The sequence below is a fragment of the Pseudomonas sp. LA5 genome, from assembly GCF_028640825.1.
In the GTDB taxonomy this organism is placed as follows: Bacteria; Pseudomonadota; Gammaproteobacteria; order Pseudomonadales; family Pseudomonadaceae; genus Chryseomonas; species Chryseomonas aestiva.
This window is the reverse complement of sequence record NZ_JAQYZY010000051.1, coordinates 14,016-32,579: the sequence shown is the minus strand read 5'-3', so window position 1 is coordinate 32,579 and position 18,564 is coordinate 14,016. Positions and strand designations below refer to the sequence as shown.

General features: G+C 68.5%; 15 protein-coding genes and 1 pseudogene. 5 read left to right on the top strand and 11 right to left on the bottom strand.

What is annotated here, in order from left to right; translation table 11 throughout:
* Window positions 1-18 precede the first annotated feature (18 nt).
* The 3 genes from PVZ72_RS17935 (at window position 19) to hutC (ending at window position 3,791) form a co-directional block, all read left to right on the top strand.
* Window positions 19-1,419: a purine-cytosine permease family protein gene (locus PVZ72_RS17935; RefSeq protein WP_187978728.1), complete on the top strand. Its 1,401-nt coding sequence runs from the start codon at window positions 19-21 to the stop codon at window positions 1,417-1,419.
* Window positions 1,420-1,468: 49 nt separating this feature from the next.
* Complete coding sequence (hutH, locus tag PVZ72_RS17930) at window positions 1,469-3,001, top strand: histidine ammonia-lyase (RefSeq protein ID WP_273862626.1); 1,533 nt, start codon at window positions 1,469-1,471, stop codon at window positions 2,999-3,001.
* Between the two features lie 76 nt (window positions 3,002-3,077).
* Window positions 3,078-3,791, top strand: a complete 714-nt coding sequence (gene hutC / locus PVZ72_RS17925) for a histidine utilization repressor (protein ID WP_133859773.1) — start codon at window positions 3,078-3,080, stop codon at window positions 3,789-3,791.
* Between the two features lie 208 nt (window positions 3,792-3,999).
* Here the strand turns inward: hutC and PVZ72_RS17920 are convergent, their stop codons facing one another.
* The 3 genes from PVZ72_RS17920 to PVZ72_RS17910 form a co-directional block, all read right to left on the bottom strand.
* Window positions 4,000-4,608, bottom strand: a complete 609-nt coding sequence (locus tag PVZ72_RS17920) for an FMN-dependent NADH-azoreductase (RefSeq protein ID WP_273862625.1) — start codon at window positions 4,606-4,608, stop codon at window positions 4,000-4,002.
* A 469-nt stretch (window positions 4,609-5,077) separates the two neighbouring features.
* Complete coding sequence (locus PVZ72_RS17915) at window positions 5,078-6,451, bottom strand: PepSY-associated TM helix domain-containing protein (RefSeq protein ID WP_273862624.1); 1,374 nt, start codon at window positions 6,449-6,451, stop codon at window positions 5,078-5,080.
* Between the two features lie 89 nt (window positions 6,452-6,540).
* Window positions 6,541-6,948, bottom strand: coding sequence for a hypothetical protein (locus PVZ72_RS17910; RefSeq protein ID WP_273862623.1), 408 nt, complete (start codon window positions 6,946-6,948; stop codon window positions 6,541-6,543).
* 103 nt (window positions 6,949-7,051) lie between these two features.
* On the opposite strand from PVZ72_RS17910, the gene PVZ72_RS17905 reads away from it, so the two are divergent.
* On the top strand, window positions 7,052-7,597 hold the full coding sequence (locus tag PVZ72_RS17905; protein ID WP_273862622.1) for a GNAT family N-acetyltransferase: 546 nt from the start codon (window positions 7,052-7,054) through the stop codon (window positions 7,595-7,597).
* Here PVZ72_RS17905 and cobF read toward each other — a convergent pair.
* Together cobF and PVZ72_RS17895 are read right to left on the bottom strand one after the other, a co-directional pair.
* Window positions 7,564-8,325, bottom strand: a complete 762-nt coding sequence (cobF, locus tag PVZ72_RS17900; RefSeq protein ID WP_273862621.1) for a precorrin-6A synthase (deacetylating) — start codon at window positions 8,323-8,325, stop codon at window positions 7,564-7,566. The two genes, PVZ72_RS17905 and cobF, sit on opposite strands and share 34 nt — an antisense overlap.
* Window positions 8,326-8,398: 73 nt before the next feature.
* The gene (locus PVZ72_RS17895; RefSeq protein ID WP_263259209.1) at window positions 8,399-8,536 is read right to left on the bottom strand and encodes a hypothetical protein; all 138 of its coding nucleotides are present in this window, start codon (window positions 8,534-8,536) and stop codon (window positions 8,399-8,401) included.
* On the opposite strand from PVZ72_RS17895, the gene PVZ72_RS17890 reads away from it, so the two are divergent.
* Window positions 8,529-9,662, top strand: coding sequence for an MFS transporter (locus PVZ72_RS17890; RefSeq protein ID WP_273862620.1), 1,134 nt, complete (start codon window positions 8,529-8,531; stop codon window positions 9,660-9,662). The two genes, PVZ72_RS17895 and PVZ72_RS17890, sit on opposite strands and share 8 nt — an antisense overlap.
* Here PVZ72_RS17890 and PVZ72_RS17885 read toward each other — a convergent pair.
* The 6 genes and pseudogenes from PVZ72_RS17885 to PVZ72_RS24310 all read right to left on the bottom strand — a co-directional run.
* Window positions 9,659-12,271: an excinuclease ABC subunit UvrA gene (locus tag PVZ72_RS17885; protein ID WP_273862619.1), complete on the bottom strand. Its 2,613-nt coding sequence runs from the start codon at window positions 12,269-12,271 to the stop codon at window positions 9,659-9,661. The two genes, PVZ72_RS17890 and PVZ72_RS17885, sit on opposite strands and share 4 nt — an antisense overlap.
* A gap of 114 nt (window positions 12,272-12,385) precedes the next feature.
* On the bottom strand, window positions 12,386-14,782 hold the full coding sequence (locus tag PVZ72_RS17880; protein WP_273862617.1) for a TonB-dependent siderophore receptor: 2,397 nt from the start codon (window positions 14,780-14,782) through the stop codon (window positions 12,386-12,388).
* Between the two features lie 134 nt (window positions 14,783-14,916).
* Window positions 14,917-15,870 (bottom strand): FecR domain-containing protein, encoded by a 954-nt coding sequence (locus PVZ72_RS17875; protein ID WP_273862616.1) that lies wholly within the window; start codon window positions 15,868-15,870, stop codon window positions 14,917-14,919.
* Window positions 15,867-16,382 (bottom strand): sigma-70 family RNA polymerase sigma factor, encoded by a 516-nt coding sequence (locus PVZ72_RS17870; protein WP_074584476.1) that lies wholly within the window; start codon window positions 16,380-16,382, stop codon window positions 15,867-15,869. Before PVZ72_RS17870 ends, PVZ72_RS17875 begins: the two co-directional genes overlap by 4 nt.
* 217 nt (window positions 16,383-16,599) lie before the next feature.
* On the bottom strand, window positions 16,600-17,793 hold the full coding sequence (locus PVZ72_RS17865) for a DUF2252 domain-containing protein (RefSeq protein WP_273862615.1): 1,194 nt from the start codon (window positions 17,791-17,793) through the stop codon (window positions 16,600-16,602).
* Window positions 17,794-17,922: 129 nt separating this feature from the next.
* Window positions 17,923-18,519: pseudogene (locus PVZ72_RS24310) on the bottom strand (methyl-accepting chemotaxis protein); the annotation flags it as partial.
* Window positions 18,520-18,564: the final 45 nt, after the last annotated feature.

Genomic DNA, 18,564 nt, shown 5'->3' with positions numbered 1-18,564 from the left:
CGCCGTGGAGCGTGAACCATGCCCAAGGCCAACACCCCCCTGATCGAGCGGCGCTCGATCGACTTCATTCCCGAGACCGAGCGGCACGGTCGGCTCTACAGCCAGTTCACCCTCTGGCTGGGCGCCAACCTGCAGATCACCGCCATCGTCACCGGTGCCCTCGCCGTGGTGCTGGGAGGTGATGTCTTCTGGTCGTTGATCGGGCTGTTCATCGGCCAGTTGCTGGGCGGTGGGGTGATGGCGCTGCATGCCGTCCAGGGCCCCCGGCTCGGCCTCCCGCAGATGATCTCCAGCCGGGTGCAGTTCGGCGTCTATGGCGCGGCGATTCCCATCGTGCTGGTGTGCCTGATGTACCTGGGCTTCACCGCCACGGGCACCGTGCTGTCCGGCCAGGCGATCGCCCAGCTGGCCGGCATCAGCGACAGTGCCGGCATCCTGGTCTTCGCCACCTGCATCGTGGTGGCCACGGTCCTCGGCTACCGGGTGATCCACTGGGTCGGTCGACTGGCCAGCGTCCTGGGCATCCTCGCCTTCTGCTACCTGTTCGCCCGGTTGATCAGCCTGGGCGACCTGGGCGACCTGGGCGCCTTGCTGCAGATCCGCCACTTCAGCTGGGCGTCCTTTCTACTGGCCGTGTCCCTGGCCGCTTCCTGGCAGATCGCCTATGGCCCCTATGTGGCGGACTATTCCCGTTATCTGCCGAGCGCTACTTCGAGCTGGAAAACCTTTGCCGCCGTGGGGGCCGGTTCGATACTCGGCGCCCAGGCGGCCATGATCCTCGGCGTGCTGGCTGCAGCCTTGGCGAACGGCCAGTTCGCCGGGCGCGAGGTGGCCTATATCGTCGGCCTTGGCGGCAGTGGTGTTACCGCGGCGCTGCTGTACTTCAGCATCGCCTTTGGCAAGATCACCATCTCCACGCTCAATTCCTATGGCAGCTTCATGTGCATCGCCACGGTGATCAGTGGCTTTCGCGGTCATCTGGAGGTGTCGCGGCTCCAGCGGCTGTTCTTCGTGCTCGCCATCGTCGGCGCCGCCACCCTGGTGGCGCTGCTTGGCCAGCGGGAATTCCTCGGCGCCTTCAAGTCATTCATCCTCTTCCTGCTGACCTTCTTCACGCCCTGGAGCGCGGTCAACCTGGTGGACTACTACGCCGTCAACCACGGCCGCTACGACCTGGCCGCCCTGGCTGATCCTGACGGGCGCTACGGTCGCTGGAATCGGGCCGGCCTGCTCGCCTACGGCGTCGGGGTGCTGATCCAGCTGCCGTTCCTCTCGACCAAACTCTACACCGGCCCGCTGGTGGCGCATCTGGGCGGCGTGGACATCTCCTGGATCATCGGCCTGCTGGTGCCGGCGGTCCTCTACTACCTGCTGGCCCGTCGCCAACCACTGCCGAACACGCGCCCGGCGGCAATCTGAATTTCTCGATCAACGCCGACACCTGCGGTGTGCGGCTCTGGAGTCCTAGATGAACACCCTGACCCTGAAACCTGGCACCCTCGATCTGACCCAGCTGCGCCAGGCCTATCAGCAGCCGCTGCGCGTCGAGCTCGATCCGGCGGCCTATCCGGCCATCGATGCCAGCGTGGCCTGCGTGGAAAACATCCTGGCCGAAGGCCGGACCGCCTATGGCATCAACACCGGCTTCGGCCTGCTGGCCTCGACGCGGATCGCGCCGGCGGATCTGGAAAAGCTGCAGCGCTCCCTGGTGCTGTCCCATGCCGCCGGGGTGGGCGAGGCGCTGGACGACGACCTGGTGCGGCTGATCCTGCTGCTCAAGGTCAACAGCCTGGCCCGTGGCTTTTCCGCCATCCGCCGCCAGGTCATCGAAGCCCTGATCGGCCTGATCAATGCCGAGGTCTATCCGCACATTCCGCTCAAGGGTTCGGTAGGGGCCTCCGGTGACCTGGCGCCGCTGGCGCACCTGTCGCTGGTGCTGATCGGCGAGAGCAAGGCGCGCTACCGGGGCCAGTGGCTGCCGGCCCGCGAGGCGCTGGCGGTGGCGGGTCTCGAACCCATAACCCTGGCCGCCAAGGAGGGCCTGGCGCTGCTCAATGGCACCCAGGTGTCCACCGCCTATGCCTTGCGCGGGCTGTTCGAGGGCGAAGACCTGTTCGCCGCGGCCACGGTCTGCGGCGGCCTGAGCGTCGAGGCCATGCTCGGTTCCCGGGCGCCCTTCGATGCGCGCATCCATGCCGCGCGGGGCCAGCGCGGCCAGATCGACGTGGCCGCGGCCTATCGCGAGCTGCTCACTGACAGCAGCGAGGTCTCCCGTTGCCATGCCAACTGCGACAAGGTCCAGGATCCCTATTCGCTGCGTTGCCAGCCCCAGGTGATGGGTGCCTGCCTGACCCAGTTGCGCCAGGCCGCCGAGGTCTTGGAGGTGGAAGCCAACGCCGTGTCCGACAACCCCCTGGTATTCGCCGAGGAGGGCGACGTCATCTCCGGTGGCAACTTCCACGCCGAGCCGGTGGCCATGGCCGCCGACAACCTGGCCCTGGCGCTGGCCGAGATCGGTGCCCTGTCGGAGCGGCGCACCTCGCTGATGATGGACCGACACATGTCCCAGCTGCCGCCTTTCCTGGTGGAGAACGGCGGGGTCAATTCCGGCTTCATGATCGCCCAGGTCACCGCCGCGGCCCTGGCCAGCGACAACAAGGCCCTGGCCCATCCGGCCAGCGTCGACAGCCTGCCCACCTCGGCCAACCAGGAAGACCACGTCTCCATGGCGCCCAATGCCGGCAAGCGACTGTGGGCCATGGCCGAGAACGTGCGCGGCATCCTCGCCATCGAGTGGCTGGGCGCCTGCCAGGGCCTGGACTTCCGTCACGGCCTTAAGAGTTCGGAGCGCCTGGAAAGGGCGCGCAGCCTGTTGCGCGAGCAGGTGCCCTACTACCAGGAAGACCGCTTCTTCGCCCCCGACATCGAGGCCGCCAGCGCATTGCTGGCCAGCGGCTGCCTGAACGCGCTGGTCACGCCGCGGCTGCTGCCCAGTCTCTGAGAGGGACGCGGTCCGGCAGCCAGAACGCCGGACCGCGCGTTATCATCGGCGTCCCATTTTTCGGCCTGGAGTTCGCGTGAGCAGCACGACACCCCCGCGCTACAAGGTGATCGAGGACTTCCTGCTCGAACGCATCCAGGGTGGTGCCTACCCGGTGCATCACCAGATTCCCACCGAGGAGCAGCTGGCGCGGGATTTCGCCGTCAGCCGCATGACCGCCAACAAGGCCATCACCCGCCTGGTGCAGCAGGGCTACCTGATGCGCCAGGCGGGGCTCGGCACCTTCGTCATCGAGCGCAAGGCCGAATCCTCGCTGCACGAGGTGATGAACATCGCCGCCGAGGTACGCGCCCGGGGGCATGCGTATTCCAACGAGGTGCTGCGCAGCGAGGCCATCGCCGCCGACGACGAGGTGGCCTTGCGCCTGGGGCTGCGGATCGGCAGCCAGGTGTTCCACAGCATCCTGGTGCATCGCGAGAACGGCCTGCCCATCCAGTTGGAAGATCGTTACGTCAATCCGCGCTGGGTGCCGCACTACCTGGAAAGCGATTTCAGCCGCCAGACCCCCAACGAGGTGCTGGTGGCCAGCTGTCCGATCAGCGATGTGGAGCACATCGTCGAGGCGGTACTGGCCAATGCCCAGACCGCACTCTGGCTGGATATCGCCGAAGGCGCGGCCTGCCTGTCGATGATCCGCCGGACCTGGTCGGACGAACACCTGGTCAGCTATGTGCGGCTGCTGCATCCGGGCGACAGGTACAAGCTGAGTTCAACGACCCGGCATCGCTGAGGGGCGTGGAGTGGGGAGGGGTGTTGGGCTTCGCTGCGCTCAGCCCAACCTACGAGACTGCCCCCTCTCCCTCTGGGAGAGGGTTGGGGTGAGGGTGTTGTGAGTTGGCAGCGGGTGTTGGGCTTCGCGGTGCTCAGCCCAACCTACGAGACTGCCCCCTCTCCCCCTGGGAGAGGGTTGGGGTGAGGGTAGCCCCTGCAGCCAGCGATCAGAGCTTGCCCACCAGCGCCACGGCATCCTGTTTGGCCTGGTCGCGTGAAGCCTGGTCGACCTCGGCACCGAACAGGGTCTTTTCCACCACCACGGTACGCATCCGGTCGATGCCGACCATCTCGCACCAGGTGCGCAGATAGGATTCCTGGTGCTCCTGGCGATCCAGGGCCGCACCGCGGGCGGCGATCACCAGTGCCTGGCGACCGCCGAGCAGGCCATTGAGGCCGCGCTCGTCGAAGGTGAACAGCAGGTCCTTCTGGCTGACCACGTCGAACAGCTGCTTGAGCTTGTAGGGGATGCCGAAATTCCAGCAGGGCACGCCGAACACCAGCACATCGGCGGCCTTGAAGCGCTGTGCCAGCGCCTTGGCCACTGTCCAGGCGTGCGCCTGCTCGGCGCTGAGGGACTCGCCCTGGATGCCGGCGTACTTGGCGTCGAGGATGGGACCGTCGAATTCCGGCAGGTCGCAGTGCCAGGCATCGAGGGTATCCACCTCGGCGTCGGGATGTTCGCCCTGCCAGGCCTGGATGAAGGCGGTGGCGACTTCCAGCGAGGCGGAACGATCCTGGCGGGGCGAACCTATCACGTGCAGCAGTCGGGGCATGGGCGGATCCTCGAGGGATGGGGATTGCGATAACTATAAGCGTCTCGCTGGGGAGCGCCAGCCTCGAAGGGGGGTGTGCCGATGGATGGTCTGGGGGGATTCTCGGCCTGACAAACCGTGTTGGGCGGACCCTCACCCCAGCCCTCTCCCGGAGGGAGAGGGGGTGGTCTGGCGCGGGCAGGAGGCTGCATTCCACGCGTTCGGGATGGACCCAGGTGGAAAACGCTGCGCGGTTTTCCACGCTACGGCTGCGATTTGGGACGGACCCTCACCCGGAGGGAGAGGGGGTGGTTTGGTGTGAGCGGGAGCCTGCGTGCGCTGTAGAGTGGACAACGGCGTAGCCTTGTCCACGCGTTCGGCGTCGCACAGGTGGCGAACGCTGCGCGATTTTCCACGCTACGGCTGGGTGAGGGGGAGGCTATGTAGGTTGGGTTGAGCGCAGCGAAGCCCAACAGCTACCCAGCCCACCTCAAGCCGAACCGGCCTCCGTGCGCAGTGCCGGGCCGCGCAGGCCGAGCAGGGTGTCCAGCAGCAGGAACAGCAGCAGGCTGCCGCCCAGCACCGGCAGGCACAGACCGATCAGCAGGGCCGTCGCCGGCACCAGCAGACGCGGCAGCGGCGACAGCTGGCGCCAGAGGGCGAGCAGCCCGGGTTGCGTCGGATCGCGGCTGGGCCGGCGGCGCCACCAGAGCAGATAGCCCCAGACGGTCATCACCAGCAGGCCCAGGGCGATGGCTACCAGCACCAGCTGGTTGGCCAGGCCGAACAGCACGCCCATGTGGGCATCGATGCCCCAGCGGGTCAGCTTGGCTGGCAGCGAGTACTGGGCGAAGCGCACCTGATCGACCACCTTGAAGCTGGTCGGGTCGACGGCGACGGCATCCACCCGGGTCGGCCAGCGCCGGTCGATCTCGCTGACCGTCCAGGCCTTGTCGGCACTGCGGGCCGGGCGGATCTCCAGTTTGCCGGCGTCGATGCCGGCGGCGCGGGCGCTGGCCAGTACCCGGTCGAAGGTGGCCGGATCCAGAGCCGGCCCCATGGCCATGTGCATGGCGCCATGGTGATCGGCATGCTCGTCATGGGCCATGGTGGGTGCCGGCGCGGTGCCCAGAGCAGTCTTCACGCCTGGCGTGGACCAGCCGTAGTGGGCGCGCAGCACGCCGATGTTGTCGCCGGCGAAGCGCGACCAGGTCAGGCCGGTGGCGGAGAGGAACAGCAGGCCACCCAGCAGCCAGACGCCGGTGCTGGCGTGCAGGCCGCGCAGGCCCCGGGCCGGGCGGCGCTGGCGGCGGCGTGCCAGCCACAGGGTCAGGCCGCCGAGGGCCGCGACCCACAGCCAGGAGGCGGCCAGCTCGCTGTAGAGACGACCGGGCTCGCCCAGCAGCAGGCTGCGGTGGAACTGGTCGATGGTGGTGCGCAGCGGCAGGATGCCGCTGGTGCCATAGACCGCCAGATCGCCGCGGATGGCGCCGGTGACCGGGTCGATGAACAGCGCCCGGTGGGTCGACTCGCCCAGCGCCGGATCATTGAACATCACCCGGGTGGTATCGCCCTCGGCAGGGGCCGGGCGCACCGCGGCCAGGGTCAGGGTGGGGCCTACCGCGGCCTGGGCGATATGGATCTGCTCGGCCAGCGGCAGGGGCTTGCCGCGGCTGGGGGTGTGCAGGGCCTCGGCATAGAGGTGCGCCTCGAGTTGCGGCGTGAGGGCATAGATCAGGCCGCTGGCGGCGGCCACCAGCAGGAAGGGACCGACGAACAGACCGATGAGAAAATGCAGCCGCGCCAGCAGCTGCAGTAGCGGCCCCGGCGTCTTGGCGGCCGGAACGGAGGGGTGCGAAGTCATAGCGTTCACCACGGAGCGACGCGCAGCCAGCGAGAGGCCACGCGCGGGATTACGAAAAAGGAGGACAGCCGTCTTTCGTCGCCGGGGTGTCAGGGGGCCTGGGGATGGAGCGTGGAGCGTCGTGCGCGCGGTGGCGGCGGCAGGGCGCTCTGGTAGCGAGGACGATGAGGATCGCCGGGGCGCAGCAGCCACTGCAGCACGACGGCGGCCAGCGAGGCGAGGAACAGGGTGGCGGCGAAGACGCAATCACCCGTGGGGGAAAGGGTGGTCACGCTGCCGCTCGGCAGGCCCGCATGCATGCCGGCCATATCACCCTGGGCGGTCTGGGCGTGCAGACCGTGATGGTGCTCGTGTGCCTGGGCCAGTGGCGGCAGGACCGGCAGGGTCAAGCGCGCCAGCATCTGACCGTGGCCCAGGGCGCAGACGAGTCCGTTCAGCAGGATGCAGGCGAGCAGCATCCAGGCGAGCGAGGCGCGCGGTGAACGGACGGTTTTCATGGCGAGGGACTGTATCATCGTCGCGGGCGGCGCACAGCCCGGCCGGCGCGGCCCTGCGCCGAAATGTCGCGCCCCTGCCACTGCCAGAGAGACGCACAGGACCATGAGCGAAGCGCCACCCATTACCCTCGAACGGCTCACCGTGGCAGATGACGAGACGCTGAGTTTTTTGCTGGTGAGCTATCACGAGCTGTTCGGTAGCCGGGTCGAGGCGACGGCCGTACCCCGGGATCTACGGCGCTTCGCCGACCACTATGGCGCGGGTCATGGCTGCCTGCTGATCGCCCGGGGCGCCGCCGGAGAGCCCCTCGGCAGCATCGGCTACCGGCCCTACGACCGGCGCTTTGCCCAGCTGGCCTATCCCGGCGAGCGGGTGGTGGAGGTGGTCCGGCTGTTCGTGGTGCCCCGGCAGCGGCGCCAGGGCCTGGCGCGGCGGCTGTTCGCGGCGCTGCTGACCCAGGCGCGGCGCGATACCGTGGAGCGCCTCTACCTGCACACCCATCCCTTCCTGCCCGGGGCCGAAGCCTTCTGGCTGGACCAGGGCTTCCGAGTCGTCGCGCGGGAGTCGGCCTTGCCCTGGCAGACCCTCCATCTGGACCGATGGCTGGACAGCCCTCAGGCGTCCGCCGGCCCCCGACAGAGCAGATAGGTGTCCATGATCCAGCCGTGTTCTTCGCGCGCGGCGCTGCGCACCCGGTGGATCTCCTCGGCTACCTCCTGCAGCGGACCGGCGATGAGGATCTCGTCCGCCGTACCGACGTAGGCACCCCAGTAGATATGCAGACCGGGCTCGTCCAGGCGGCGATAGGCTTCGTGGGAATCGAGCATCACCACCAGGCTGTCCAGGTGCGCGGGGAAGCGCTCCAGGCGCCGGCCGGGGGTGATCTCCAGGGCCTGGCCGATGCGATTGAGCGGTACCCGGTGGCGTGCGGCCAGGGCCTGGACGCTGGAGATGCCGGGGATCACCTCGTAGTCGAAGTCCAGCCGGCCTTCGCGCCTGATCGCCGCCAGGATGCGCAGGGTGCTGTCGTACAGCGCCGGATCGCCCCAGACCAGGAAGGCGCCGCATTCGTCGTCCGCCAGCTCGTGCTCGATCATCTCCACCATCAGCGCCTGCTTGGCGGCGTTGAGATCGTCCACCGCCTGACGATAGTCGCCTTCGCGGCGGCGCTCGGGGATGGGCGCGGTGACGAACCGATAGTCCGCCTGGCGGATGTGGCGGGCGCAGATGGTTTCACGCAGGTGGATCAGGCTGTCCTTTTCCGTGCCCTTGTCGAACAGGAAGAAGGTACTGGCGCGATTGAGGGCGGCGACGGCCTGGAGGGTGAGGTAGTCGGGATCGCCGGCGCCGATGCCGATGACCAGCAGGGTTTTCATGGGGTGGCCTCGAAGGAAAGAGCGGCGCCCAGTGTAACGGGGGATGTCTTCTCCGTAGAGACTCGGGCAATCGTCATGCTAGTTTCGACCGGTTTGCCTGCTGCCAGGCAGGGATGGACAGGATCAAGGAGGACAGGGGCGTGACGATGACGGCGAGCTGGCGACGGATACCCCGCGGGGTCTGGATTCTGGGTGGGGTGAGCATGTTCATGGATATCTCCTCGGAGATGATCCACAGCCTGCTGCCGCTGTTCCTGGCCACCGGCCTGGGCCTGAGCGTGCTCTATATCGGCATCCTCGAAGGGGTGGCCGAGGCGACCGCGCTCATCACCAAGATCTTTTCCGGCGTCATCAGCGACTACCTGGGCAAGCGCAAGGGCCTGGCGGTGCTGGGCTATGGCCTGGGCGCCTTGAGCAAGCCGCTGTTCGCCCTGGCCAGCGGTGCCGGCCTGGTGTTCGGCGCGCGCTTCATGGATCGCATCGGCAAGGGCATCCGCGGGGCGCCGCGCGACGCCCTGGTGGCCGACGTCACGCCGCCGGAGATCCGCGGCGCCGCCTATGGCCTGCGCCAGTCGCTGGACACCTTCGGCGCCTTTCTCGGTCCGCTGCTGGCGGTGGGGCTGATGCTGCTCTGGGCCAACGATTTCCGCGCGGTGTTCTGGGTGGCGGTGATCCCGGCCTTTATCGCCGTGGCCCTGCTGTATTTCGGGCTGGATGAGCCCCAGGCGGCCATCGTCCAGGCACGCACCAATCCGCTCACTCGCAGTCAGCTGCGCAAACTGCCGGCGGCCTTCTGGCAGGTGGCGCTGCTCGGCGGCGTCTTCACCCTGGCGCGCTTCAGCGAGGCCTTCCTGGTGCTCAAGGCCGAGCAGGTGGGCGTGCCCCTGGCGCTGGTGCCGCTGGTGATGGTGGGCATGCAGCTGGTGTTCTCGCTGTCGGCCTATCCGCTGGGGGCGCTGTCCGACCGGGTCAGCCATCGCACGCTGCTGGCCTGGGGCCTAGTGCTGCTGATCCTGGCCGACCTGGCCCTGGCCTTCAGCAGCGGCTGGACCGGTCTGGCGCTGGGCATCGTGCTCTGGGGCCTGCACATGGGCATGACCCAGGGGCTGCTCGCCGCCATGGTCGCCCGCACCGCCCCGGCCGAATTGCGCGGTACCGCCTTCGGCCTGTTCAACCTGGTCAGCGGCATCGCCCTGCTGCTGGCCAGCAGCATTGCCGGTGCGCTCTGGCACTTCCTCGGCTCCGCCGCCACCTTCCAGTTCGGTGCCCTGGCGGCGACGCTGACGCTGCTGGTGCTGGCAGCCTGTCGCCGCAGCGTGGCACCGCTGGCAGGCTAGTCGAACAGGGGGCGCAGATAGGGCGCCGTGGGACTGGCGGGATCGTCCGCCACCGCCCGGGGCGTGCCGCAGGCGACGATGCGGCCGCCCGCGGTGCCGGCACCGGGACCGATGTCGATCAGCCAGTCGCTGCCGGCCACCACCTGCAGGTTGTGCTCCACCAGCACCACCGTGTTGCCTTCGTCGACCAGGCCGTGCAGCTGGCGCATCAGGCGCTCCACGTCGGCCGGGTGCAGACCGGTAGTGGGTTCGTCCAGCACATAGAGGGTGGTGCCTCGGCTGGTGCGCTGCAGTTCGGTGGCCAGCTTGATGCGCTGAGCCTCGCCGCCGGAGAGTTCGGTGGCCGGCTGGCCCAGGCGCAGATAGCCCAGGCCGATGTCGGCCAGCACCCGCAGCGCGCGCGCCACCGGGGCATCCTCGGCGAAGAAGGCCAGGGCCTCGTCCACCGTCAGATGCAGCACCTCGGCGATGGTCTTGCCCTGCCAGCGCACCTCCAGGGTCTCGGGGTTGTAGCGCGCGCCCTGGCAGGTGGGGCAGGCGGCATAGACGCTGGGCATGAACAGCAGTTCGACGCTGACGAAGCCCTCGCCCTCGCAGGTCGGGCAGCGGCCCTTGGCGACGTTGAAGGAAAAGCGTCCGGCGTCGAAGCCGCGTTCCTGGGCCTCTGGGGTGGCGGCGAACAGCTTGCGCACCCCGTCGAACAGGCCGGTGTAGGTGGCCAGGTTGGAGCGTGGGGTGCGGCCGATGGGCTTCTGGTCCACCGGTACCAGCCGACGGATGCCGCCGAGGCCATCGACCACCTGGCCGGTGGTGGCGGGCAGGGCATCGCCGTCCAGTTCCGGGGCCTCGTCGCCATCTTCGGCGGCGCGCTGGCCCAGGTCGGCGCCCACCAGTTCCAGCAGCGCCTGGCTGACCAGGCTGGATTTGCCCGAACCGGAAACGCCGGTCACCGCCGTCAGGCAGCCCAGGGGGAAGGCGGCGTCCAGGCCCTGCAGGTTGTTGCGGGTGACCCCGGCCAGCCGCAGCCAGCCCTGGGGCTCGCGGGGCGGCCGGGTCTCGCGTTGCGGCGCGGCGAACAGATAGCGCGCCGTCACCGACTCCTCGACCTCGGCCAGACCCGCGGGCGGGCCGCTGTAGAGTACCCGGCCACCGCCTTCGCCGGCCGCGGGACCGACATCCACCAGCCAGTCGGCACGCTTCATGGTGGCCAGGTCGTGCTCCACCACGAACAGCGAATTGCCCTGGGCCTTGAGGCCGTCGAGGGCTTCCAGCAGCGACTCGCCATCGGCCGGATGCAGACCGGCGGAGGGTTCGTCCAGCACATAGACCACCCCGAACAACTGGGACACCAGCTGGGTCGCCAGGCGCAACCGCTGCAATTCGCCGGAGGAGAGGGTGGTGGTGCTACGTTCCAGCGCCAGGTAACCGAGGCCGAGGCGAGTCAGGGTCTGCAGCCGTTCCAGTAATTCGGTAGCCATGCGTTGGGCGGCCAGGCGCTTTTCCGGGGAAAGATCGGGGGTACGGCGCACGTCCGGGGCACTGGCGTGATCGCTGCCGCCGGCGGCCTTGCGCCGGGCGCGATCCTGCTTGCCGGCCTTGGCGTCCAGCACGCGGGCATCCTTCGCCTCGTCGAAATCGCCGGCAGCGACCCGGCGCAGCAGCACGGTGAGGTCGTCCAGCGGTAGCCGCGACAACTCGCCGATGTCCAGGCCGGCGAAGGTCACCGAGAGCGCCGCCCGGGTCAGCCGCTTGCCGTGGCACAGCGGGCAGGTCTGGCCGATCATGAAGCGCGCCGCGCGCTGCTTCATCTTGGCGCTCTGGGAGTTGGCGAAGGTGTGCAGCACATGGCGCCGCGCCCCGGTGTAGGTGCCCTGATAGCTGGGCTCGGCCTTGCGCTTGAGCGCGGCGCGGGTCTGCTCGGGGGTGAGGCCGGCATAGACCGGCACCGTGGGCTGCTCCTCGGTGAAGAGGATCCAGTCGCGCTGCTGTTGCGGCAGGTCGCGCCAGGGCGTGTCGACGTCATAGCCCAGGGTGACCAGGATATCGCGCAGATTCTGCCCGCCCCAGGCGGTGGGCCAGGCGGCAATGGCGCGCTGGCGGATGGTCAGCGAGGGGTCCGGCACCATGGAGGCCTCGGTCACCTCGTAGACCCGGCCCAGGCCGTGGCACTCCGGGCAGGCACCCTGGGGCGTGTTGGGCGAGAAGTCCTCGGCATAGAGCATCGGCTGGTCGGCGGGGTAGCGCCCGGCGCGGGAGTAGAGCATGCGCACCAGGCTGGACAGCCCGGTCACACTGCCCATGGACGAGCGACTGCTGGGCTGGCCACGCTGCTGCTGCAGGGCCACCGCCGGTGGCAGGCCTTCGATGGCCTCCACCTGGGGCACCCCGACCTGGTCGATCAGCCGCCGCGCATAGGGCGCCACGGATTCGAAATAGCGCCGCTGGGCCTCGGCATAGAGGGTGCCGAAGGCCAGCGACGACTTGCCCGAGCCCGACACCCCGGTAAAGACCACCAGGGCATCGCGGGGGATGTCCACATCGACGTTCTTCAGATTGTGCTCGCGGGCACCGCGGACGGAGACGAAACCGGGACGGGGGGAGGAGGGCATGACGGGCGGAAACCTTGTCTGAGAGCGTGCAGATTCGGACCGCGGCACGGCGCAAAGGATCGCCGGGCGATGGCGGACGACGGGACGGAGGTCTCAGCGGCCGCCTGCCCAGTCTCAGAAGTTGTAGCTGACCGACAGCGTCGCGTTGCGTGGCGCACCGTAGTTGCCACTGGTGGCGTTGTTGTACAGCGACAGCAGGTATTTGCGGTCGGTGAGGTTGTTGAGATTGAGCTGGGTGCTCCAGTGCTCGTCGAAATCGTAGCTGCCCAGCACATCCACCAGCGCATAGGCGTTCTGGCGGATGCGGCTGTTGTTGTCGTTCTCGATACCGCTTTGCCATCTCAGCCGCGCGCCGACCTTGGCCTGGGGCAGGCCTGGCAGGCGATAGGTCGCCAGGCCTCGCAGGCTGTGGCTGGGCACGAATTTGCGCGCCCGCTCGCCGTCCGCGTCGTCGATGCGGACATAGGTGTAACCGGCCAGCAGGTCCAGACCGGGCAGCGCCTCGCCGGAGACCTGCAGTTCCAGGCCATGGCTCTGGTAGTCGGTGGTGTCATAGAGATAGCGCGAACCGGCGAGCACCGAGGTGGCGGCCACGTTGCGCTGCGTGGTCTTGAACACCGCGGCAGTCAGGCTCAGGCGATCGTCGAACAGGCCGCCCTTGATGCCGGCTTCCAGGCTCTTGCCCTCCAGCGGATCGAGTAGCCGGCCATCCAGGCCGAAACTGTGTTGCGGGCTGAAGATCCTGGTCCAGCTGGCATAGAGACTCCACTGCGGATTCAGGTCGTAGACCAGGCCGGTATAGGGGGTGACCTCGCCATGGGCACGGGTGTAGTAATCGTCGCCATAGCTCAGGCCGCTGGCATCGGCGCTGAGCATCCGCGCACCGACGATCCAGTGCAGGTCGTCGATCAGATTGAAGCGGGCGCCGGCGAACAGGCTCTTCTGGCGATCGATGAAGTCCTGGGTATGGCCGCTGTCGTCGGTGTATTGCAGCGACGGCTCGGGGACGCCGGCCAGGGAGCCGGAGAGGGTGGTGGGGTAGTAGCCGTCCTCGGCGAGGATCTTTTCGCGCAACTTCTGGTGGGTCCGGCCGTAGCTGGCGCCCAGGGTGAGTTCGTGGTCGCGGCCGAACAATTCGAAGGGACCGGACAGCCTGGCCTCGCCGATCAGCTGGTGCGCCTTGCTGGCGGAGTGGTCGCCGAAGGCAGTGGCGTCGTCGCCGCTGACCCCGAAGATGTAGTACATGTCGGCGTTCTGTCGCTCGGTGACGCCGGTCGCCGTGAGGGTACCCTGCCAGCCGTTGCCGAAGTCGTGGGTGAATTCACCGAAGACACGCTGGGTATCCAGATTCCAGTAGGTCCAGTCCTGGCCGATGCTGGAACTGCGACGGCCGTAGTGCAGCGGAGCGCCGTTCGCGTCGGCCAGCGGCAGGTTGCCCCAGGAGCTGCCGTTGGCGTCGCTGTTGTGCTGGGAGAAACCCAGGGTCAGGGTGTCGGCGTCGCTGAGGTCGAAGGCCACCAGACCGGCCGCTATGTTCTTTTCATGGCCATAGCGATCCAGCCAGGAATTGCCCTTGTCGTGGGCGTAGATGAAGCGTCCGCGCACGTTGCCGGTCTCGGTCAGGGGGCCGGAGACATCGGCATCCACCCGACGGTTGTCCCAGGAACCGACGCTGGCGCCGAGCCTGGCCTGGAACTCGGCGGTGGGCCGCTTGCGGACGAAGTTGACCGCCGCGGAGGGATTGCCGGTGCCGCTCATCAGGCCATTGGCCCCGTGCAGGACGTCCACCTGCTCGTATTCCGCCAGATCCTGGTCGCCCACCAGGGTGGTGCTGACGAAGGGCATGCCCATGCCGTCGTACTGGAAGCTGTTGATGTCGAAGCCGCGCGAGGTAAACTGGGTGCGGTCGGTCTCGGTCTGCTCGACGGTCACCGACGGGGCGGCGCGCAGGGCTTCCTTGATGCTCTGCAGGCGGAAATCCTCGACCTGGTCGCGGGTCAGGGTGGTGATCGCCTGGGGCGTCTGGCGTTCGCTCAGTCCCAGGCGCGTGGTGCTGGTGCTGACCGGGCGCCGGTAGCCGACATCGGCGCCGCCGCCTGCGGCACTGGCCTGAATGACGGTCTCGGGCATCGCGAGGGCGGCCTCGGCGCTACCACCTTCCAGGGCGTAGATACCGGCACCGCGTTCGCTCCAGCGATAGCCGCTGCCACGCAGCAGGTGCTCGAAGCCCTGGTCGAGGGTATAGCGGCCCTGCAGCCCCGGACTGCTGCGACCGGCCAGCGGCGCCGGATCGAACACCAGCTGGACCCCGGCCGTGGCGGCGAAGCGGGCCAGTACCGCGTTCAGCGGACCCGCGGGAATCCGGTAGTCACGCCCCTCCGCGGCGGCCAGGGCCGGCAGGGGCAGCAGGGCCAGTCCGGCACCGGCCAGGGGCACGCCCTGCAGGGCGACGGCCAGGATCAACGGAGTGAAGCGTCGGGTGCCGGGTTGCTGCCGGTGGATCTTTGCCATGTCGTGTTGCCGTCCTCTAAAGCGCACCAGGCGCGGGCTGCCACCGCTCCCCATGAGGGTGTCTGCAGCTATCCCGGACGAGCGCGGAAAAGTGCTCAGGGGGCGGGGACTTTTTTCGGCGACGTCGTTGACGTTCAGGGGGCGCCCACCGCCACCCAGTAGCGGGTGCGACGGGTGATGCGGATCGGCAGGGTGCGTTGCAGCGCCAGCAGGGCCTGGTCGGTATCGTCCAGTGACAGGGCGCCGGACACCCGCAGCCCGGCGACGGCCGGGTCGCAGCGCAGCAGGCCTGGGCGATGGCGACCTAGTTCTGCCAGCACCTCGTCCAGCGGGCGGTCGTGGGCGACCAGCATGCCGCGCGTCCAGAGGCTGGCATCCTCGTCTACCGAGGCAAGGCGCCGCACGCCGTAGGCATTGAACCAGGCCTGTTGCCCGGCAGCCAGCCGTACGGCAGCGCCCCGTTGCGGACGCAGCTCCACGCCGTGGGCGAAGACCGCGACCCGGCACAGCGCCTCTTCCAACCGCACGCTGAAACGGGTGCCCAGGGCCTCGATCTCGCCTTGTGCCAGGTCGATCACGAAGGGTCGGCGCGGCACGACCGGATCGGCATGGGTGGTCACCAGCACCTCGCCCCGTCGCAGGTGCAGGCGGCGGGTGCCTTCGTCGAAGCGTACGTCCAGGGCGGAGTCGCTGTTCAGCACCAACTGGCTGCCATCGGCGAGTAGCAGGGAGCGCCGCTCGCCGATGGCGGTCGTCAGCTCGGCACCCAGCGTATCCAGTCGCAGGGTGCGCAGGGCTAGCCAGCCGCTGGGAGCCCCCACCAGCAGGGCGGTGAGCAGGCGCAGGGTGCGCCGCCGGCTGAGGGCCCGGTCACCTGCGCGGCATAGCGCCTGCTGACCGATATCCAGCGGAACGTTGGCGAAGGTACCCATGACCCGCTCGGCCCGTGCCCAGGCCGCGCGATGGGCCTCGCTCTGCGCTCGCCAGCGCTCGAAGGCCTGGCGCTGCGCCTCGTCGGCGTCGTCGAAGTTCAGCGTGAGTAGCCACTCGGCCGCTTCTTCGAGCAGCTGCGGCGCGGGAGGACTCATGCTTCGCCGGCCACCAGGCAAGCCACCAGGGCGCGCTGGATGTAGCGACGTACGGTGATCACCGCCAGATCCAGCCGCACGGCGATCTCGGCCAGGGTCAACCGCTGGAATTGAGCCAGCAGGAAGGCTTCCCGTACCGGGCCGGGCAGGCCGTCGAGCATGGCATCGATGCGCAGCAGGGCGTCGACGATCAGCCAGTGCGTCTCTGGCGAAGGCACCTGGGCCTCAGGGAGATGGGCGATGGCTTCGCGATAGGCGCGCTCCACCTCCTGGCGTCGCCAGAGGTCGATCACTAGCCCCTTGGCCACCTGCACCAGATAGCGCCGCGAGTCCTCACGCAGCGGCAGCCGGCCGGAGCTGAGGATGCGCAGATAGGTGTCCTGGGCGATGTCCGCCGCATCCGGCGCGTTGCCCAGCCGCCCGCGCAGCCAACCGCTGAGCCAGCCGTGATGATCGCGATAGAGCCGATCCAGGGCGACGGTGGGCGAGCCGGAAGACAGGGCAGGGCGCATGGAAGATCCTTGGCGCGAGCGCCGGTCTTAAATGATAAAGCGTCTCATTTTAGTTAAAGGCTGAAGGGCGCACAATGCGTGATCGAGCGGATCGACGAAGCGGGCAGGTGGGCTCCGCCTGCCGCTCCAGGGTTGGACCGGTCAGGCCGCTGGAGAAAGGGCGGGAGGGAGAAGCGCGGCCCGAGGCGGTTAGCCTTGGGCCGGTCTCACGGTGGCCTCAATCCTGCGCATGCTCCAGGGCATAGGCGCGGCAGTGGGCCAGGTAGCCCATCTCGTGGGCGCCCACCAGTTGCACCACGCTGCTCCACAGCCAGGAGGGCGCATCCAGGGTGCGGGTGCGATTGCGCTGCAGATCGCTCATCCACTCGACGCGGGTGGCCAAGTCCATCTGCCGGGCGTGGGCGCGGCCGACCACCCGGGCCAGGTAGGCCGCGGCGCTCATGGCTTCGCGGGCGCTGAGTTCGTCCAGTTCCAGCTTGAGATCCTGGGGCAGCAATTCGCGGATGAAGAAGGAGTGATCCAGCAGGCGCACCGCCAGCATGCGATTGCCCAGGGCCGGGGAGAGCTGGCGGGCACCTTCCACCACCCGCTTGCCGTTGTCGCGGGGCATGGTGGCATGGGCCACGCGCGGAGCGGCGGCGGCCACCGCCTGCTTGACGTCGATCAGGCAGTAGTCCTGGTCATCGCCATCGTCCACGCCCAGCAGCACGGCGTAGCGGCGCAGGCCCAGGGAGCTGCAGCCCTTGACCCAGTAGGCACTGTCGAGCAGTTCGACGCGGCTGTCGTGGCTGCGGCCCTTGAGCGAGGTCACCAGGGCATGGAGGCCCGGCGTCTCGCACAACTCGGCGATGGCCTGGCGCTCGGCGTTGCTCAGCTGCCAGAAGTGCTTGCCCAGCGGCAGCTTGGGTCGAGTGTTTTCCATGCGCTCCTTGGCCAGGTGCTTCCAGGTGCGCTGCACCGCACTGCGCATGCCGGCCTTGACCTGGGCCGGCCGCGGCACCTCGCGCTCGAGATCATCCTCGAAGGCTATCTCGTAGCCGCGCATCATCTCTTCGAGCATCCGCGCCGTGGTCACCCCCGGCAGGTCGGAACCGCGCGCCGCGGTGGCCAGCGACAGCGCCAGGCGCACCAGGTCATGGGCCGGATTGCCGACCACGGTCTGGTCCAGGTCGCGGATGTTGACGTCGGTGGAGCCGTGCAGGTCGCCGGTGGGGCCCAGGTTGCCGGCATGGCAGTCGCCGCAGATCCATACCGCCGGCCCATTGGGCAGGTTGCGGCCGGGCTGGCTGTGCAGCCACTCGTAGAACTGCACCGTGCTGCCGCGCACATAGGCGTGGGCGGAACGGGCCATTTTTAGATTGCGCAGTTGGTTGAGACGGGGGAGACGATCGACGGGACGCGGGGTTTTCATGCAGGGCGCAGGCCTTGAGGGAGACGCCTTTGTGACCGTTGCGCTGGATGAATGTTGCGAGGTGTTTCGGCAAGTCGATCCCGGCCAGGTGCCGGGATCGAGGGGGACGGGCTGCGGGGAGGCCTGGCGCTAGCAGCGGAACTGGCTGATCTGGCGATTCAGGTCGTTGGCCAGGGCGTCCAGGGACACCGCGGTCTGCACCGTCTCGCCGATGGCTTCGCTGTTCTGCTGCGCCATCTGCGCCAGACGCTCCACGGTACGGGCGACGTCGTGGCTGGCAGCGGTCTGCTCGCGCAGGGCCAGGGAGATCTGGTTGACCACCCGCACCACCTTGTCCGAGGCGGTGTTGATGCTGACCACCGCCTCACCCGCCTGGTTGGCCAGGTCGACCCCGCCATTGACCTGGCGGACGCCCACCTCCATGTCGCTCATGGCCGCCTGGGTCGCCGCCTGGATCTTCTCGATCATGGCGGCGATCTCCTGGGTGGAATTGGTGGTGCGTTGCGCCAGCTGGCGCACCTCGTCGGCCACCACGGCGAAGCCGCGTCCCTGTTCGCCGGCCCGCGCCGCCTCGATGGCGGCATTCAGCGCCAGCAGGTTGGTCTGGTCGGCGATGCCCTTGATCACGCTGACGATGGAGGACACCCGCTCGGAATGCTCGCCCAGTTCGCCGATGCGGGTGGCCGAGGACTGCACGGTACCGGCGATGGATCTCATGCTGTCCACCGAGGCCTGGATGGTCTGGCCGCCATCCTGGGCCAGCCGGCCCGA

Excerpts from the sequence above, each read along its gene's own strand:
- PVZ72_RS17895 (WP_263259209.1), bottom strand. The coding sequence starts at position 8,536 with ATGAACATGCTCACCCCACCCAGAATCCAGACCCCGCGGGGTATCCGT.
- PVZ72_RS17885 (WP_273862619.1), bottom strand. The coding sequence starts at position 12,271 with ATGCCCTCCTCCCCCCGTCCCGGTTTCGTCTCCGTCCGCGGTGCCCGC.
- PVZ72_RS17935 (WP_187978728.1), top strand. The coding sequence starts at position 19 with ATGCCCAAGGCCAACACCCCCCTGATCGAGCGGCGCTCGATCGACTTC.
- PVZ72_RS17920 (WP_273862625.1), bottom strand. The coding sequence starts at position 4,608 with ATGCCCCGACTGCTGCACGTGATAGGTTCGCCCCGCCAGGATCGTTCC.
- PVZ72_RS17880 (WP_273862617.1), bottom strand. The coding sequence starts at position 14,782 with ATGGCAAAGATCCACCGGCAGCAACCCGGCACCCGACGCTTCACTCCG.
- PVZ72_RS17910 (WP_273862623.1), bottom strand. The coding sequence starts at position 6,948 with ATGAAAACCGTCCGTTCACCGCGCGCCTCGCTCGCCTGGATGCTGCTC.
- PVZ72_RS17890 (WP_273862620.1), top strand. The coding sequence starts at position 8,529 with ATGTTCATGGATATCTCCTCGGAGATGATCCACAGCCTGCTGCCGCTG.
- cobF (WP_273862621.1), bottom strand. The coding sequence starts at position 8,325 with ATGAAAACCCTGCTGGTCATCGGCATCGGCGCCGGCGATCCCGACTAC.
- PVZ72_RS17915 (WP_273862624.1), bottom strand. The coding sequence starts at position 6,451 with ATGACTTCGCACCCCTCCGTTCCGGCCGCCAAGACGCCGGGGCCGCTA.
- hutH (WP_273862626.1), top strand. The coding sequence starts at position 1,469 with ATGAACACCCTGACCCTGAAACCTGGCACCCTCGATCTGACCCAGCTG.
- PVZ72_RS17875 (WP_273862616.1), bottom strand. The coding sequence starts at position 15,870 with ATGAGTCCTCCCGCGCCGCAGCTGCTCGAAGAAGCGGCCGAGTGGCTA.
- PVZ72_RS17870 (WP_074584476.1), bottom strand. The coding sequence starts at position 16,382 with ATGCGCCCTGCCCTGTCTTCCGGCTCGCCCACCGTCGCCCTGGATCGG.
- PVZ72_RS17865 (WP_273862615.1), bottom strand. The coding sequence starts at position 17,793 with ATGAAAACCCCGCGTCCCGTCGATCGTCTCCCCCGTCTCAACCAACTG.
- PVZ72_RS17905 (WP_273862622.1), top strand. The coding sequence starts at position 7,052 with ATGAGCGAAGCGCCACCCATTACCCTCGAACGGCTCACCGTGGCAGAT.